This is a genomic window from Streptomyces sp. NPDC001515, assembly GCF_053597115.1.
The window spans coordinates 146,947-163,878 of the sequence record NZ_JBSFHN010000005.1 but is presented as its reverse complement, the minus strand read 5'-3'; the positions used below and the strand labels follow the sequence as shown (position 1 = coordinate 163,878).

Below are 16,932 nucleotides of genomic sequence, written 5' to 3'. Positions count from 1 at the left end.
GATGAGCCAGTCGTTGACGCACGGGCCCGCCGTCCCCGAGGCCGCGGTGGCGGCGCTCGCGGCGACGGGCCCCGGGGCACCGTTCCTGATCGGTGTGCGCCACCACGCGCCCTCGCTGGCGGCGGCGCTCCCGGTGCTGCTGGACGAGGCCGCCCCGGACGTCCTGCTCGTGGAACTGCCCGCCGAGTTCCAGCCCTGGCTGGGTCTGCTCGCCCATGAGGAGACCAGGGCCCCGGTGGCGCTGGCCGCCGTGCCCGCCGCCGGGGCCGGCCCCGGGACGCCGGGTGAACGCGGCCCGGCCTTCTACCCGTTCGCGGACTTCTCGCCCGAACTGGTGGCGCTGCGCTGGGCGGCCCGCAACGGCGTCCCGGCCGTGGCCTGCGATCTCCCACTGGCCGACCGGGCCTGGGCGGAGGGCGGTTCAGCAGCCCCCGCCCCGCTTCCGGCGCCCGCACCGGCGGCGGGAGAGGGCGACGGCCTCTCCGACGCCCTCAGGGCCGGGCTCACCGGCCGCGACGGCGACGACCTCTGGGACCGCCTCGTCGAGGCCCATGCCCCGGGCTCGACTCCCGAGGCGATCCGCCGCGCCGCCCTGCTCACCGGCTGGGCGCTGCGCCGCGAGACGGAGGCCCGGGACGGGGTGTCCCGGACGGACCGGGCGCGCGAGGCATGGATGCGCCGGTGCGTCGCCGAGGCCCTGGCGGACGGGCGGCGGCCCGCCGTCGTGGTGGGGGCCTTCCACACTCCGGCCCTGCTGCCCTCCGGCACGGACGCGCGGGACCCGGGGCAGGACGCGCCCCGGACCTCGGCGCCCCACGAGGCAGGGACTGCGGTGCCTGACGCGCCCGGGACTTCGGGGCCCGATGCGCCCGGGATGCCGGCATTCGACGCGCCCGGGACCTCGGTGCCGGACGCGCGCAGGACCTCGGCGCCCGACGTGTCCGGGACTTCGGCTCCCCCCACACCCGGCACCTCGGCTCCCGACGCGCCCAGGACCTCCGGAACGTCCGAAACGGCGGGCACCGCACCCGAGCGGTCCGGCACCGGCCCGGCCGGCGGTCGCACGGACGGACACCCCGCCGGGCAGCACGCCGGGCACCCCGCCGATGTCGCGCCCCGGCCCGCCGCCCACGAGGCGGCTGCCCGCGAGACGGCGCCCGGGACGGCCGGTTCCGCCGGGGACGCGGCGTGCACGGTTTCCCTCGTTCCGTACACCTACGCCCTGCTCGACTCGCGCTCCGGATACCCGGCGGGGATCCGGGACCCCGAATGGCAGCACACCGTCCTCGACGCCGCCGGGGACCCGGCCGCGCTGGACGAGGCGCTGGTCCGCACGGCGGTCCGGGTCTGCGCCGCGTTGCGCGAGCAGGGCCACCCGTACGGCCCGGCGGACGGGCGCGAAGTCGTCCGGGTGGCCGGCGACCTGGCCCGGCTGCGCGGGCTGCCCGCCCCGGGACGCGGCGAACTCCTGGAAGCCGTGCAGACGGTGCTGGGGCGTGGCGAGACGTACGGCACCGGGCGTGCCGTCGCCCAGGCCCTCGAACGCGTCCTCGTCGGTGACCGGACCGGACGGCCCACACCCACCGCGCCGCGCGGCGGTCTGGGCCCCGCCGTCGAGGCCGAGACCGAGGCCCTCTCCCTTCCCGGACCGGACGACGCGCACGCCAAGCAGCCGCGCGACCTCCGGCTCGACCCGGCGCGCTCCGCCCTCGACCGGCGCCGCGAACTGCTGCTCCGCAGGCTCGCGGTATGCGGTATTCCGTACGCCGAGGAGCAGGGCGTGACCGGCGCGGCGGGCACCGAGGGGATCACCACGCGCTGGCAGGTCCGGTGGACCCCCGCGACGGCCGCGATGCTCACCGCGGCCGGGGTCCGCGGTGTCACCCCGGCCCAGGCGGCCGAGGGCACGCTGCGGCAGCGCCACGCGTCCGAGCGCGGGGCGGGGGGCCCGACGGCGGCCGAGGTCGTCCGCGGCCTCACCGACGCCGCCGAATGCGGGCTCCCCGCCCTCGCCGACGAACGCCTCGCGGAACTGGCGTCCGTGCTTCCGTCGAGCGGTACCCTGCCCGAACTCCTCGCCGGGCTCGCCCTGCTGGACCGCATCGACGCGGGCCATCTGCCGGTCACGGCCGTGTCCGACGACGTCCCCGTCCCCGGCGACTCCGACACGGTCCGGGCCGGACGCACCGGCCGGACGGCCGAGATCCTGACCTCGGCCGCGGTCCGCCAGGTGGAGGGGCTGGCGGGTTCGGAGGAGCCCGCTGACGCCCGTGCCCTGCTCGAACTCGCCCAGCGGGCCGACCGGCTGGGCGGTATCCGGCTCACCGCCGCCCTCGCCCGGCTCGCCGCCGACGGCACCCCGCTGATCGCGGCGGCCGCCGGCGCGGTCAGGGTGCTCATGGGCCATGAGGAGGCCGAGGGCTTCGGTGGACGCGTCGCCTCCTGGGTGGACGGCGCCGTGAACAGCGCCTCCCGGACCGCGCTCACGGCCCGCCTCACCGGCGTCCTCACCGTGGCCGGCCCGCTCCTGACCGTCGTCGGTGACGCCCTGGACCCCCTGCTCCGCCGGGTCGTCGAGCTGGACGACGACGCCTTCCTCGCCCGGCTGCCCGCCCTGCGCGGCGGCTTCGACACCCTGAGCCCGGCCGCCCGCGACCGCCTCCTCGACATGGTCGAGGAACGCCTCGGCGAACGCGTCGGCACCCTCGACGCCGACGACCCGGCCGAACTGGCCCGCCGCACGACCGCCGACCTCACGGCCCGCACGCTCCTGGCCGCGCTTGACCTACCGGTCCCGACGCCTCCGGCGGACGCGTCAGGGGACGCACCACGCGGCTCCGCCGGGTCGGCCGGGTCGTCGGCCGGCGGCAGCCTGCCCCACACGGCGGCGGAAGTGACGGACGAAGACGTCCCGGTCGAGCATTCGGGGCCGCGCAACTCGCCTGCGGAGGCGTCCCGTTCCGGTGCGGCGGGCGAAGGGTCGGTCTCCGTCTCGGTGGACGCGGCCTCGCCCGGCGGGGCATCCGGTCGGCACGACGGGTGGGAGGCCGGGGTCGCGGGCGAAGGGGTTTTGGCGCGGGCGCTCGGGCCCGCGGACCGTTGGCGGCTGGTGCTCGGGCGTCGGTCGGAGCGGATGGCGCCGGGGGCGGCCCGGCTGGCGACCGCGTTGGACGAGTTGTACGGCGCGGGGCGAGGCGAGGGATCCCGGGGCGGCCTGCCGGGAGGCGGCGGCCCGGGGGCGCGCGGGGGACGGGAACCGTCGTTCCCCGGGGTGCGCGAGTGGTCCGAGGAACTGGCCGCGCTGTTCGGCCCCGGAGTACGGGAGGAGGTCCTGGCCGCCGCGGCCGGGACGGGGCGGCAGGACGTGCTGGCGGAGCTGGACCCGGCTGCCGCCACCCCGTCGGTGGAGCTGCTGCGGACGATTCTGCGGTACGCCGGAGGACTTCCCGAAGCCCGGATCGCGGCGCTCCGGCCGCTGGTGCGCCGGCTGGTCGAGGAGCTGACCCGTCAGCTCGCCACCCGGCTGCGGCCGGCGCTCACCGGTCCGATGGCGGCCCGTCCGACCCGCCGCCCGGGGGGCCGGCTGGACCTGCCGCGCACGCTGCGGGCCAACCTGGCGACGGCCCGGCGCACGGCGGAAGGCACGGTTCGGGTGATTCCGGAGAAGCCGATCTTCCGCAGCCGGGTCCGCCGGTCGGCGGACTGGCGGCTGATCCTGGTCACCGATGTCTCCGGGTCGATGGAGGCGTCCACGATCTGGTCCGCGCTGACCGCGTCCGTCCTCGCGGGCGTGCCGACGCTGAGCACCCACTTCCTGGCGTTCTCCACGGAGGTCGTCGACCTCACCGACCATGTGCACGACCCCCTCTCCCTCCTCCTGGAGGTGAGCGTGGGCGGAGGTACGCACATCGCCGCCGGGCTGCGGCACGCCCGCAGCCTGATCACGGTGCCCACGCGCACCCTCGTCGTGGTCATCAGCGACTTCGAGGAGGGGGCACCGCTCGGCGGGCTGCTCGCCGAAGTGCGGGCCCTGGTGACCACCGGCTGCCATGTGCTCGGGTGCGCGAGTCTCGACGACGCCGGCCGGCCGCGCTACTCGACGGGCGTCGCCGGACAGCTCGTGGCCGCCGGAATGCCCGTCGCGGCCCTCAGCCCGCTCGAACTGGCCCGCTGGATCGGGGAGAAGACCGCATGACCGACACCCTGCTGCCCCCCGTCGCACCCGACGTGACGGCCTCGCTCGTGGAGGACCTCTCGCCCCGGCTGCGCAAACGCCTGGACGCGGCGGTCGCCAAGCTCGCCGCCCGGCCGGTGCACCGGGAGGGGGACACGGTGACCGTCGCCGTCGACGACGACACCGAGCTGCGCCTGCACGCCCCGGGCGGCTGCGTGGCCACCGTGGAGGGCATCACCTGCGGTTGTCTCCTCGCCCCCGCCTGCGTCCACCGCGCCGCAGCCGCATGCGCGGCCCCGGCGGCCGAACCGGCGGCCGAACCGGCGGAGGAAGTGACGGACGCTCCGGCCGGATTGCCGGCCGGAGAACCGACAGCCGGTCCGACCGACGAGCCGACGACGGAACCAGCCACGGAGCCGTCGACGGCAACTCCGGCCATCCGGTCCCCGGCAGCGGCAGCGGCAGCGGCACCGGCACCCGCCACCCCGCCGGCCGGCACCGGCCCGGGGCCCGCCCCGCTCGGTGCCACCTCGGACACCACCCCGACCCCCGCCCCCGAGCCCGAAACGGCGACCCCCGCCCAACGCGACGCCGCCGCCGCGCTGTGGTCGGCCGGGGCCGCCGTGCTGGAGGCGGGGGTCGACGGAGCCGGCGCCGTGACGCAGGCGGTTCTGCTCCGTGCCGCCCACACGGCGCGGCTCCGGCAACTGCACCGCGCCGCCGGAGCGGCGATCTCCGTCGTCACGCTGCTGCGCGCCGCGCGCTCCGGGGACGCGTCCTACCGCACCGCCGATCTGGTCACGGCCCTGGGCGAACTCCTGGGCACCGCGCACCGGGTGGGCCGGGCGTCCGGGGCGGAGCTGGAGGCCGTGCGCGGCCGGGCCCGCCGCCCGTACAGCCCGGACGGCTCGCTCCGCCTCTACGGACTGTTCACCGAACCCGTGGTCACCGACTCGGGACACGGCGGCGTCCGGACCTGGGTGGCCGCGGCCGACGGCCGCCTGTTCACGGTCGGGGACGTGGCTCCGGGCGGCGCCGGACGGGCCGTGGGCGTGGCGGACCGGGCCGTACGCCTGGGGGACAGCGCGGTCACGCACCGGGAGCTGGGCCGGGCCGGTCTGGCCGTCTCCGGGGCGACGGTCTCGCCCGACGGCAGACTCGGCGCCGGGAAGAACGTCAAGGCCGTCACCGCACGCGGGGTCGCCTGGACGGAACCGCCGCTCGCCGCGCTGTGGCAGACCCCGCCGGCCCGCCAGGCCGCCCGCGCCCTGCGGTCCACCGGTCGCTACACCGAGCCGGCCGGAGGCGGCGGCGACCTGCTGTTCCTGGACGTCGACCTGCTCGGCGCCGTACCGGAACCGGCCGGAACCTGCCTGCTCGCACGGTGCGAAGGAGGCGGCCCGGTCATCCGGCTGGCCGTGGCCGACGACGCGCCCGCCCTCGCCCACCGCGACAATCTGACGCTGCTGGCCTCCGCTCCGGGGACACGGCTGAGGATCATCGGCCGGATGGTCCCCGCCCCGCACCCCCGGCTCGCGCTCCTCGCCTGCTCGCACCCGACCGAGGACGGCACGGTCGACCTGGGCCTCGACCGGCTGCGCCGCGCCGACTTCCCCGCCCCGGCGACCAGTGCCCCCACGGCGCGCGGTGCGCACCCCGCCCCGGCGCGGTCGGGCGTCACCGACACGCACTCGCCGCTGTATCTCCTGGAACGCCGCGTCGAGCAGGCGGTCACGGCGGGGCGTGCCGCCCTCGGCATGCTCGGCGGCCTCGGCGAAGAGTCGCGCAGGATCCGGCGCGGCGGACTTCCCACCGCCGCCGGTCTCCTCACCGCCCTCGGGGCCTCGGCCGCCGAGCGGGGACGTGATTCCTTCGGCCGTCTGCTGCCCGCCGACACCGACGGGTTCGCCACCCACTGGCTCGCCGCAGCCCGGTACGCGGCCGCCGTGTCCGAGGCCCTGTGCGCGGCGGCCTGGGACCCGGACCCGGCCCTGGAGCGCCCGGCGTAGCCGGGCCGCTCCCGGGGCGGCCGGGGACCCGCCTCAGGCGTGGCGCAGACAGAGCGTTCCCCACTGGAAGCCCGCGCCGATGGCGGAGAGCACATAGGTGTCGCCCGGGAGCAGATCGCCCCGGGCACGGGCGTCGTGGAGCGCGGTGAACGCCCCGGCCGAACCGGTGTTGCCCAGCCGGTCGACGGTGATGGGGGCCCGGTCGTGGGGGACGCCGAGGGCCGTCATGGCGGCGTTGACGATGTTCAGATTGGCCTGGTGCAGGAAGAAGTGGCGGATCTCGTCGACCGGCACCCCGGCCCGCCCGGCCGCGTTCGCGATGCTCTCCGGCAACCGGACCGTCGCGGTGTTCCAGACGGCGCGACCGTCCATGAACAGATAGTGGTCCCCGGCCGCCACCGTCGCGGCGGTCGTGGGACGCCGGGAGCCGCCGGCCGGGATCTGGACGTCGTACGACAGGTGCGAGCCCAGGTCGTAGGAGAGCAGGCCCGCCCCCGGGGTGCCCGAGCGGGTGAGGACCACGGCCGCCGCGGCGTCGCCGAAGAACACCCCGGCCGTCCGGTCGTCCGGGTTGGTGACGCGCGAGGCGCAGTCGGCGGCCAGCAGCAGAACGGTGGTGATCGACGGGTTCTGCAGCAGATGGGCGGCGATCAGCAGCGCCTGGATACCGGACGCGCAGGCCGCCTGGGTGACGTCCAGCGACAGGGCGCGGTGGGCGCCCAGCGCGTCCTTGACGATCAGGGCGGTGGAGACGAGCGGCTGGTCCCCGGTGTAGCTGGCGACGATGACCGCGTCCAGCCGCTCCGGCGCGACCCCCGAGGACTCCAGGGCCGGGCGGGCGGCGGCGACGCACATGTCGGACGTCGCCAGATCCGGGGCCAGCCTGCGCCGTTCGCGGATTCCGGTGCGGCTGGTGATCCAGGCGTCGCTGGTGTCCAGCGTGCGGGTCAGCTCCTGGTTGGTGACGACCCGGGGCGGCAGGTGCACCCCGGTGCCCGCCACCGCGAACGGCACGGCCAGCGCGGCACCGGTCTGGTGGGACAGCGTGCTGTCCGGCGCGAGGGTCATGCCGCCGCGCTCCGCCCGGGTGCCGCCGGTCCGCCTCGAAGAGCTGCCATGGTCCGTATCCCATCCTTCGGTTCGTGAGTGGCCCGGCACACGCCGGGGAGAGCGCGGTCGCGCCGGGTCGCGTACGGCGACCGGAGCGGTCACGTACGCGACCGGGTCAGTACCGCCAGCGGACGGCCTCGGCGATGTCCGCGTCGGAGGAGCCGGCGAAGAGCTCGGCCTCCGCCCGCCGCACCGCCAGCACCGCCTCGTACAGCCGCGGGCCGAACGCCTCGCGGAGCAGCACGGACTTCTCGTAGGCGTCGATCGCCTCGGGCAGCGACGCCGGGAGGCGTTCGGCGAGGTCGAGCGAGGCCGGGTCGGCGGTGGTCTCGGGCGGGAGCGACTGCCCGGCGTCGAGCCCGGCCGTTCCGGCGGCGAGCACCGCCCCCAGCGCCAGATACGGATTGGCGGCCGCGTCGAAGCACTTCAGCTCGGCGTTGGCCTGCCCGGCCGCCGAGCCCGTGATCAGGCGCAGCGCCGCCTCGCGGTTCTCCAGCCCCCAGCAGCGGTACGCCCCCGCCCAGTGGGAGGGGACGAGACGCAGATACGAGGCCGCGGTGGGCGCCCCCACCGCGATCAGGGCGGGGAGTTCGGCGAGGACGCCGGCGAGGAAGTGCTCGGCCTCGGGGTGCAGACCGTGGCGGCCGGGTCCGCCGTGTCCGAGGTTGCGGCCGTCGCGCCACAGGCTCAGATGGAGATGGCCCCCGTTGCCGACGGCGCCTTCGGTGAAGACCGGCGCGTAGGAGACCCGCAGACCGTGCCGGGCGGAGACGGCGCGGACGGTGTGCCGGACGAGCATCGTCGTGTCGGCCGCCTCCACCGGTCCTTCGGCGGCCACCGAGACCTCGAACTGCCCGGCGCTGTACTCGGGATGGAGCTGGAGCACGGACAGACCCTGGGCGGTGAGGGCGCGCATGACGTCGCGGAGGTAGTCCGACAGCTCGACGAAGCGCGTCATCCCGTACGCGGGCCCCTCCGTGGCCGGGGCACCGGCGGCATCGGCCACGATCCATTCGACCTCGATGCCCGCCCGTACGGACAGACCGCGCCGTTCCAGTTCCCCGACGGTCTGCCGGGCGAAGCGGCGCTGGCAGCCGGGGTGCGGGGTGCCGTCCTGGCGGAGGCGGTCGGCGGGCGCCCAGGCCCAGCCGGGCTGGGCGTGCAGCGGGGTGAGGCGGTCGAGGTCGGGGACGAGCCGGAGATCGCCCACCGGCCCCCCGCCGTCCGGGTAGTCGGTGATCGAGTCGTCCACCAGGAAGACGTCGAAGCAGGGTGCGGCGCCGACCCCGTACGCGGCGGCGTGTTCGAGCTGGGCGAGCGGAACGGACTTGACCCGGGTGAGACCGGCGTTGTCGACCCAGCCGAACACCACCCCGTCGATTCCGTCGGCGGCGAGCCTGGCAGCGGTCCGACGGGCCCGTTCGGCCCTCTCGGCGCGGGCGTGCTTGATGATCATTCCTCCATGCTTGTGCCAACGCCCTTTAGGTGAAGGCGAGTTGATGATGAGTTCACTCGTCCGTGAACGGGTGCGGCGGTGAGGTGACCTGCGGGTCGCGGACCTTCCGGTCCGGACGCACTCGGCCTCCGAAGACCTTCAGGGGCGGGCCGCCATGGCCCGCCGGGCCCCGGGAACGCCCGTCCGCACGGCGGGCGCGGTCACCGGGCACGCGGGCGCGGTGAAGTCCCGCACCAGATCGTCGACCAGGGCGTCGATCCGCTCCTTGGTGACCGAGGACATGAGGAAGACATGCGCGTACGCGCGCGGGCCCCCCGGATCCCCCGGGTCGGTCAGGACGTCCTGGCAGGACAGCGACCACTTGGCCACCGTCGCGTCACCGGGCCTGCGGAACCGGACCGTGATCGCCCCGGGGCTGCGGGCCGCCCACAGATCGATCCCGTGCGTCCTGCGCAGACCGTCGAGCCGGTCCAGCAGATAGCCGCTGAGCCGCTGGGCCCGTCGGATCAGCGCGATCTGGTCCTCGTACGAGTGGCGCGCGAGATGGTCCCACAGCATCAGCGGCGAAAGGCCGTTGCGCGAACCGGCGAACGTGGTGTCCCTGGTGTCGATGTACGGGGCCCGCGCCGGCGGCTCCAACTGGTACTTGACCTTCGTCATGTAGATCCCGCACGGCCACGGCGCCCCGGGCCACTTGTGCCCGCTCATCGCGATCGAGGCGACCATGTCCACCCCGCGCCCCTCCACGGGACTGACCGGTGCCACCCCGAAGTCGAACGCCGGCAGATCGAGATCGGCCGGATCGGTGCGGCACGGGCCGTCTCCGTGCGGGGTGTCGCGGGCCATCCGTACGAACGGGACGTACGCCGCACCCAGCGCGCCGTCGACATGGATCCAGAAGCGCCGGCGGCGTTCGGTGATCCGCTCCCCGGTCTCCGGGTCCGTGCCGAGGTCGAGGACCCCGTCCAGCATGCCGTACCGCTCGAAGACCGGCAGCAGCCGCGCGCACACGGTGTCGACCTCGTCGTGCGCGCCCTTGAACGTGCTGCCGAGATTGAGGCTGATCAGCACGGGATGGCCCCGCCCGGCGAAGAAGTCGACCAGCTTCACCAGTGCCTCCACGTCGATCCGGCCGCTGCCGTCGCCGGAGCCGCCGGACGGACCCGGCTCGCAGGGCACCTCGCGCGGCCAGGGAAGCACCGCGCCGCTCGCGTCGGTGAGCGGGCAGTCCTCGGGCCGGTAGAGGGCCCCGGCCACGTCGTGGAAGGTCTCGATGCCCAGCACGTGCACGGCCTTGGTCACCGAGTAATGGGTGTCCTCGGAGTAGAACGCCACCGGCCGGAACGCGACGGACCGCTCCGCGCGGGACCGGACCGGAGCCGGACCGGTCGCCGCGCCCTCGGCCCGCTCCGGCCGCAGCAGCGGCTTGCCGCCGAGGTAGTCGCGGGCGTTCCACAGCCCGTACATGTTGCCCTCGGTGGACCCCATGGACAGGACATAGCCCCAGTACGACTCGCCGTTCTCCGGATCGTGCGGCCACGTGGCGTTCCACAGCGCCGCGTAGTAGTCCAGGACGGCCCGTTCGACCACTTTGGTGTTCAGCTTGTAACCACCGCTGCGGAAGGGGTCACCGAGGTTGTTGATGTTGTTCGGCATGAACCGGGCGAGATCCAGCACCGAGTCCCGCATGTCCTGCGTGGCCTGGTAGCCGAGGAAGTGGTCCCGCCGCTCCGCCAGGTACAGCTCCAGCGCGCAGATCGCCCCGCGCCGCCGCGCGGCGCTGAGCCCACCCGGCGAGAGCGCGAAGTCACCCGCCCGCAGCCCGGGTTCGGAGACGTACGCGGCCGCGGGATCCCGCACCGGTCGGCTGACCGGCCACGGCGGAGCGCCGGCGGGCGCCCCGGCCCCGGGAGGCGGCTCGCCGGGCCCGTGCCCGCCCTCCGGGCCGAACGGGACGTGGTGCGGACAGTGCGGGACGTCGGTCACGGGGGACTCCGATCGGGCAGGGGCGGGCGCAGGCTCGGCACGGCGGCGAGCAGCTCCCGGGTGTACGGGTGCCGGGGCGCGCGCAGCAGGTCGTCCGTGGGCGCGGTCTCGACGATGCGGCCGTGCCGCATCACCGCCACCCGGTCGGAGACATGGCGGACGGCCGGCAGATTGTGGCCGATGAACAGCATCGACAGACCGAGCCGTCGCTTGAGCGAGCGGACGGTGTTGAGGACGTCGGCCTGGACCGAGACGTCGAGCGCGGAGGTCATCTCGTCCGCGATGAGCAGTCCGGGCCGGACGGCCAGGGCGCGGGCGATGGCGACCCGCTGGAGCTGGCCGCCGGACAGTCCGCGCGGCAGCCGGCCGGCGAGGGCGGGGTCCAGGCCGACGAGTCCGAGGAGTTCGGTGACGCGGGCGTCGCGCGCGGTCGCGTCCAGCCGTTCGAAGACGGTGGCCGCCTCGACGAGCGTGCGGCGGACCGTCATCCGGGGGTCCAGAGCCGTGTCCGGGTCCTGGAGCACCACCTGGACCAGCCGGGCCAGCCGTCGCCGGCCGCGCACCGTACGCGTCCGCGCCTCGCGCCCGTCGATCAGGATCCGTCCACCGTGCGCGGGGACCAGGCCGACGATCGCGCGGGCCAGGCTCGACTTCCCGGAACCCGACTCGCCCACGAGCCCGAGCGTGGTGCCGGACGGGATCTCCAGCGAGACGCCGTCCACGGCGGTGCGCGGACCGGGCCGGCCGGGGTGGCGGACGGTGAGGTCACTCACCCGGAGACACGTCATGACGGGCTCACCGCCCCGTCGTCCACCGGCACCGGGGACCAGCACGCGACCCGGTGGTCGGCGGCCGGTTCCACCGTCGGCGGGGCCTGTTCGGCGCACCGGTCCACCCGGCGCGGGCAGCGCGGCTCGAAGGGGCATCCCGGCGCGGGCGCGCGCGGATCGGGCGGCGGCCCCGGGACCGTCGGCAGCGGCGCGTCCCGGTCGGCGGAGAGCGCCGGGACCGATGCCACCAGGGCACGGGTGTACGGGTGCCGGGCGCCGTCGGCGAGCCGGTGCGCGGGCAGGGCCTCGACGACCGTCCCCGCGTACATCACCAGGACCCGTTCGCAGAACTCGCCCACGAGCGCGATGTCGTGGCTGATGAACAGGACCGCCGTGGCGTCGTCGCGGCGGATGGTGGTGAGCAGCCGCAGGATCTGCCGCTGCACGGTGGTGTCGAGCGCGGTGGTCGGTTCGTCCGCGATGATCAGCCCCGGCCGGGTCATCAGCCCCGCGGCGATCATCACGCGCTGCCGCTGCCCGCCGGAGAGCTGGTGGGGACGGACGCGCAGCAGCGCGGGGTCGAGGCCGACCCGGCGCAGCGCATCCGCCGCCTGCCGCAGGGCCTCGGCACGGCTCGCACCGCGATGGGCCCGGACGGCCTCGGTCAGCTGGGTGGAGATCCGCAGCGCCGGATTGAGCGCCGACGCCGGATTCTGGAACACCAGGGCCAGCCCGGTCCCGAGGTGCCGGTCCCGTTCCCTGCGGGGCAGGGCGGCGGGATCGGCCCCCAGAACCCGCAGGGTGCGCCGGGACGTCCGGGCACCGTGGGGCAGCAGATCGGCGACGGCCAGCGCGGTGAGTGACTTGCCGGACCCCGACTCCCCGACGAGGCCCACCGCCTCGCCCCGCCGCAGCGACAGGCTCACCCCGCGCACCGGCCGCACGGGGCCGTCCGGGGTGGGGAGTTCGACGCTCAGGTTCTCCACGCACACCACCTCGTCGTCCTCGGCCGGACCGTGGGCGAGGCCCCCGGGGACCCCGTCCCCGGGGCGGCGCGGGGACGGCAGCCGCGCGGGCACGCGCGGTGTGGGGCCGCGCCCGGCCACCCGCCCGGCCAGCACCTCACCGAGCAACTGGAAGGCCAGGGCCGCGTAGAGGACGGCCAGCCCGGGGGCGAGCGCCGACAGCGGCTCGGCGTAGATCCGGTCCAGGCCCTGGCTCAGCAGCTGCCCCCAGTCGTAGCCGGGCGGCTGCACCCCCAGGCCCAGGAAGCTCAGCCCGGAGAGGGCGACGAGCGAGGTGCCCGCCGCCGTGGTGGTGCTCAGCAGAAGCGGTTCGGCGATGTTCGGCAGGACGTGACGCACCAGCAGCCGCATCCGGCTCAGTCCGAGGACCCGGGCCGCCGCGAGGTGGTCGGTGCCCGCGACCCCGGCGGCCAGGGTCTGGGCGAGCCGGGCGAAGCCGGGGACACCGGCCACCGCGAGCGCCAGCATCGCCCCGGTCGCGCCCGCGCCCAGCACCACCGCGAGGAACATCGCCACCAGCAGCGCCGGGAAGGCCAGCAGCAGCGTGATCAGCCCCGCGACCAGCCGGCGGGCCCGGGGACCGAGCACCGCCGTGGAGGCCCCGAGAAGAATGCCCGCGCCCGCGCCCAGCAGATCGGCCCCCAGCGCCAGCAGCAGCGAGGACCGGGCCGCCGCCAGCACCCGGGCGAGCAGGTCCCTGCCCAGGTTGTCGGTGCCGAACGGATGCGCGGCGGAGGGGCCCCGGAGCACGGCCGAGGTGTCCGGCCGGTCGGCCTCGGCCCCCCAGAGCAGCGGGCCGGCGACGGCGACCGCGACCAGTGAGGCCAGCATCAGCGCGGTCAGCCAGGCCATGGGTGAACGCGGCAGCCGTACGCGAGGGCTCATCGTCACATCTCCCGGATCGCCGAGCGGGGATCGAGCACGGCCAGCACCACGTCGACCAGCAGCCCGGCCAGCAGCACCGAGGTCCCCAGCACCAGCACCATCGCCTGGACCACCGGATAGTCCTGCGCGACCACGGACTGGGCCAGGGCGGAACCGATGCCGGGCCATGCGAAGACCTTCTCCACCAGCACGGTTCCGGCGATCAGCGCGGGCAGCAGGCTTCCGGCGACGGTGAGCGCGGCGGTGGCCGTGTTCGGCGCCGCGTGGCGCAGCAGCCGGCGCGCGGGGGACAGGCGTCTGCCGCGCGCGGTGCGCATGAAGTCCTCGCCGAGCACCTTCAGCGCCTCCACCCGGACGACGCGCAGCAGGACGGCGGTCGGGGCGAGGGAGAGCGCGAGGACCGGCAGGACGAAGGACTCGACGCCCGCCGCACCCGCCACCGGGAGCACTCGCAGGCCCACGGAGAGCAGGGCCGTGAGCCCGGCGGCCAGCACGAAGTCCGGGACGCCGGCCAGCCCGGCGGTGCCCACCGTGAACGCCGTCTCGGTGCGCGGGCGGCGGCCGTCCCGGGTGCGCACGGCGGCGATCAGGCCGCCGGGCAGGGCCACGGCGAGCGTGGTCAGGAAGGCGAGGCCGGCGATCTCCAGGGTGGCGGGCAGCCGGGTGCGGACCAGTTCGGCGACCGGGGTTCCGGTGACCAGGGAGGTGCCGAGGTCGCCGTGGAGGAGGCCGCCGAGGTACCGCCCGTACTGCGAGAGCAGCGGGGCGTCGAGCCCCAGGGCCTGACGGCGGGCGGCGACGAGACCGGGGGAGGCGTCGACACCGAGCGCGGCCCGCACCGGATCACCGGGCACGAGCCGGATCATCGCGAACGAGGCGGTGAGCACCACCGCGAGGCAGAGCAGCAGCCGTGCGCCGCGACGGCCGAGGAACACCGTCCAGGGGTGCCGCAGCAGGGGAAGTACGGACATGGGGGCCCCGGATCACTGGTGGAGGCGGATGCTGGTGGGCACCAACTGGCCGCCGAACGTGGTGGTGAACGTGGTGCGGTGGCCGTACACCCCGCTGCGGCCCTCCGCGACGGGCAGGGCGTCGGCCGAGCGGAAGAGCGCGGCCGAGGCCCGGTTCCAGGTGGCGCACCCCGAGGTGTCGGCCTCGCGCAGGGCGCGGGCCACGAGGGCGTCGTACGCGGGATTGGCGACCCCGGCGAAGTTGAGGCCCCGGGCGGGGGCCGGTCCGGAGAAGAACGGGATGAAGCCGACCGGCAGGGCGAAGCCCGGGGTGCTGCCCACCACCACGTCGAAGTCGGCCGTCCGGTACATGGCGTTGACCAGGGCCGGCAGGCTTTCGGTGACCAGGTCGACCTTCGCGCCCAGCGCCGTCCACTGCCGGGCCATCAGCTCCGCGACCGAGGTGAGCGTCGGGCCCAGGTCGGCGCTGGTGATCAGCCGGAGCCGCAGCGGCCGGCCGTCGCGCGTGAGCGGGCCGCCGCCCGTGCGGGCCCATCCGGCGCGTCGCAGGGCGCGGGCGGCGTCGTAGGAGGGGAGATGGGCGTCGGCGAGCGCCGCGTGGCAGACGGCGCCCACGGCGCCGAAGTCGCCCGCGGGGCTGCCCCGGCCGCCGACGGCGACATTGGCCAGTCCCCGGCGGTCGAGGGCGGCGACGAGGGCGCGGCGCAGCACCGGATCGGAGAGGGCCCGCCCGGGGCGCTGGTTGAAGAAGGTCAGCCCGACCACGGAGGCCACCTCGGTGGTGGCCAGTCCGTGTCCGTCCAGCCGGGCCCGGTCGGGTCCGCTCACATGCGCGATCTCGATGCCGCCGGTGAGCAGCAGATTGGCCGCCGTGGAGGTCTGCGGCACCACCGTGAGCACCAGGCGCGCGGGCAGACCCCGTGCGGCGGTCGTCGCCCCGGCGGGTCCCCAGGCGTATCCCTCGCGCACGGTGAACTCGTAGGGACCGCCCGGGGTGTAGCGGGTCAGGACGTACGGCCCGGTGCCCCGGGTGGTGCGCTCCAGCAGACCGGGGTGGTCGAGTCCGGCGGGGCAGACGATCGGCAGCAGTCCGACGGTGCGGGTGAGGAACGGAAAGGGCGCGGAGGCCCGCACGGACACCGTGCCGGCCCGGTCGTCGGCGAACGCGGTGAACGGGACGTTCGGCAGGACGGTCTGGGCACCCGCGAGCCGGTTGCCGGGGTCGCTCGCGTACGTGAGGGCCCGCCTCACCGCCGAGGCGGTGAGGCGGGTTCCGTCGGAGCAGGTGACGCCGGGGCGCAGGGTGAAGGAGGCGGTGGTGGCCGTGGCCCGCCAGGAGGTGGCCAGACCCGTGACCAGGGTGCCGTCGGGGGCGAGGTTGACCAGGGAGTCGTAGGCGTAACGGGCCTGGGAGGCGCCGAAGGCGGAGTAGGGGTCGAAGCTCGGTGTCTCGCTGGACTCGGCGATCCGGACGGTGCCGCGGTCCACCAGAGGGGTGGTCGTGGAGGAGGTGGCGCCGCTGCCGCATCCGCTCAGCGCGGCGGCGAGCGCGGCCGCCAGGACGACCGGTGGGGTGCGTCGGGGCATGGCGCCATCGTGCCACCGGCGAGAGGGCACGCGGTGCCAACTGACGTGTGCGGCAAGCGCGTTCGAAACGGCCGAACCACCCGCCCACCGGGCCGGGAGCGGCCGGGAGCGGCCGGGAGCGGTGCGGGCGGGGGCGTCGTGATTCATCCGTTCGGGGTGCGGTGCACCCCGTGCCGCAGATGCGGAAAAGAGGGATTCGCGAGAATGGAAATACGATAAGCGCATGGGTGTTGGTGGTGCCTGTGGAGAAACAGGTGACGGGGGATAAGTCAAGGAACACTCACACGAGTGAATCGAACGACATCCATTTGGCTCAGGAGGCCGTGGTTCGACTACCGTGATCAAGGGGTCGGACGGCACTTGCCGGTGGTTCGAGAATCCGACTCGGCGGACGAATCCGGAATTCCGAGATGGAATGCTTCTCTCCGCCCGGCTCCACTGCTCCGTTGTTCGCGGGGCCAGGGTTCCCTGTCATTCCCATGCGTAGAGAGGACGGAGCATCATGCCTCCCGTAGTACCGCCCTTCCTGGTCGGCCTCATCGTCGCGCCACTGGCCAAGCGCCTCATCAAGCCACTGGTGCGTGGTGTCGTCAAGACGTCCGTCGGCATCGCGATGGAGGTGAAGAAGGCGGCCCACGAGGCCGGGGAGAACATCCACGACCTCGCGGTCGAGGTGGCCGCCGACGTCGTCGCCACCCAGATGGCCGCCGGTGAGATCGACATCCCCTCGCCCGACGACCGCCACGCCGCCGGGGGTGAATCCCCGGGTGCGGCCAAGGGGGACGCGAAGACCCCGAAGATCCGGGCGACCGCCGCCAAGGCGCACTGAAGGTCCGCTTAAGGACCTGAGGCCGTCGCCGGACACACGGGCCGAAAGGTTTCGGCCGTATGTGTGCGGGCGGCGGCCGATCGCGGACCGTTCCTTCTCCTTTTCTCATCGATTCGAATTCCCGCTCCGT

10 protein-coding genes are annotated in these 16,932 nt (G+C 75.4%); 3 read left to right on the top strand and 7 right to left on the bottom strand.

Features of this window, described 5'->3' with window-relative positions:
- Position 1 precedes the first annotated feature (1 nt).
- Positions 2–4,195: a DUF5682 family protein gene (locus tag ACWCXC_RS08390; protein WP_450887478.1), complete on the top strand. Its 4,194-nt coding sequence runs from the start codon at positions 2–4 to the stop codon at positions 4,193–4,195.
- On the top strand, positions 4,192–6,183 hold the full coding sequence (locus tag ACWCXC_RS08385) for a hypothetical protein (protein WP_450887476.1): 1,992 nt from the start codon (positions 4,192–4,194) through the stop codon (positions 6,181–6,183). The genes ACWCXC_RS08390 and ACWCXC_RS08385 overlap by 4 nt, the downstream gene beginning before the upstream one ends.
- Before the next feature lie 33 nt (positions 6,184–6,216).
- On the opposite strand, the gene ACWCXC_RS08380 is transcribed toward ACWCXC_RS08385, so the two are convergent.
- The 7 genes from ACWCXC_RS08380 to ACWCXC_RS08350 form a co-directional block, all read right to left on the bottom strand.
- A complete protein-coding gene (locus ACWCXC_RS08380; RefSeq protein WP_450887474.1) occupies positions 6,217–7,251 on the bottom strand; it encodes a 3-oxoacyl-ACP synthase III family protein in 1,035 nt (344 codons plus the stop codon).
- A gap of 157 nt (positions 7,252–7,408) precedes the next feature.
- Positions 7,409–8,749, bottom strand: a complete 1,341-nt coding sequence (locus ACWCXC_RS08375; protein ID WP_450887472.1) for a glutamine synthetase family protein — start codon at positions 8,747–8,749, stop codon at positions 7,409–7,411.
- A 138-nt stretch (positions 8,750–8,887) separates the two neighbouring features.
- Positions 8,888–10,735, bottom strand: a complete 1,848-nt coding sequence (locus ACWCXC_RS08370; RefSeq protein ID WP_450887470.1) for a pyridoxal-dependent decarboxylase — start codon at positions 10,733–10,735, stop codon at positions 8,888–8,890.
- On the bottom strand, positions 10,732–11,508 hold the full coding sequence (locus tag ACWCXC_RS08365) for an ABC transporter ATP-binding protein (protein WP_450887468.1): 777 nt from the start codon (positions 11,506–11,508) through the stop codon (positions 10,732–10,734). Before ACWCXC_RS08365 ends, ACWCXC_RS08370 begins: the two co-directional genes overlap by 4 nt.
- A gap of 11 nt (positions 11,509–11,519) precedes the next feature.
- Entirely contained in the window at positions 11,520–13,415 is a 1,896-nt protein-coding gene (locus tag ACWCXC_RS08360) for a dipeptide/oligopeptide/nickel ABC transporter permease/ATP-binding protein (protein WP_450887466.1), read from the bottom strand.
- A 2-nt stretch (positions 13,416–13,417) separates the two neighbouring features.
- The gene (locus ACWCXC_RS08355; protein WP_450887464.1) at positions 13,418–14,386 is read right to left on the bottom strand and encodes an ABC transporter permease; all 969 of its coding nucleotides are present in this window, start codon (positions 14,384–14,386) and stop codon (positions 13,418–13,420) included.
- 12 nt (positions 14,387–14,398) lie between these two features.
- Positions 14,399–15,973 carry an ABC transporter substrate-binding protein gene (locus ACWCXC_RS08350; protein ID WP_450887462.1) on the bottom strand — a complete coding sequence of 525 codons (1,575 nt, stop codon included), beginning with the start codon at positions 15,971–15,973 and terminating at the stop codon, positions 14,399–14,401.
- Positions 15,974–16,475: 502 nt separating this feature from the next.
- Between ACWCXC_RS08350 and ACWCXC_RS08345 the strand changes: the two genes are divergently transcribed.
- Positions 16,476–16,802 carry a DUF5132 domain-containing protein gene (locus ACWCXC_RS08345; protein WP_450887460.1) on the top strand — a complete coding sequence of 109 codons (327 nt, stop codon included), beginning with the start codon at positions 16,476–16,478 and terminating at the stop codon, positions 16,800–16,802.
- Positions 16,803–16,932 lie beyond the last annotated feature (130 nt).

What these genes read in the sequence shown, in the direction of transcription:
- ACWCXC_RS08345 (WP_450887460.1), top strand. Translation starts at nt 16,476, where the DNA reads ATGCCTCCCGTAGTACCGCCCTTCCTGGTCGGCCTCATCGTCGCGCCA.
- ACWCXC_RS08390 (WP_450887478.1), top strand. Translation starts at nt 2, where the DNA reads ATGAGCCAGTCGTTGACGCACGGGCCCGCCGTCCCCGAGGCCGCGGTG.
- ACWCXC_RS08360 (WP_450887466.1), bottom strand. Translation starts at nt 13,415, where the DNA reads ATGAGCCCTCGCGTACGGCTGCCGCGTTCACCCATGGCCTGGCTGACC.
- ACWCXC_RS08380 (WP_450887474.1), bottom strand. Translation starts at nt 7,251, where the DNA reads ATGACCCTCGCGCCGGACAGCACGCTGTCCCACCAGACCGGTGCCGCG.
- ACWCXC_RS08355 (WP_450887464.1), bottom strand. Translation starts at nt 14,386, where the DNA reads ATGTCCGTACTTCCCCTGCTGCGGCACCCCTGGACGGTGTTCCTCGGC.
- ACWCXC_RS08350 (WP_450887462.1), bottom strand. Translation starts at nt 15,973, where the DNA reads ATGCCCCGACGCACCCCACCGGTCGTCCTGGCGGCCGCGCTCGCCGCC.
- ACWCXC_RS08375 (WP_450887472.1), bottom strand. Translation starts at nt 8,749, where the DNA reads ATGATCATCAAGCACGCCCGCGCCGAGAGGGCCGAACGGGCCCGTCGG.
- ACWCXC_RS08385 (WP_450887476.1), top strand. Translation starts at nt 4,192, where the DNA reads ATGACCGACACCCTGCTGCCCCCCGTCGCACCCGACGTGACGGCCTCG.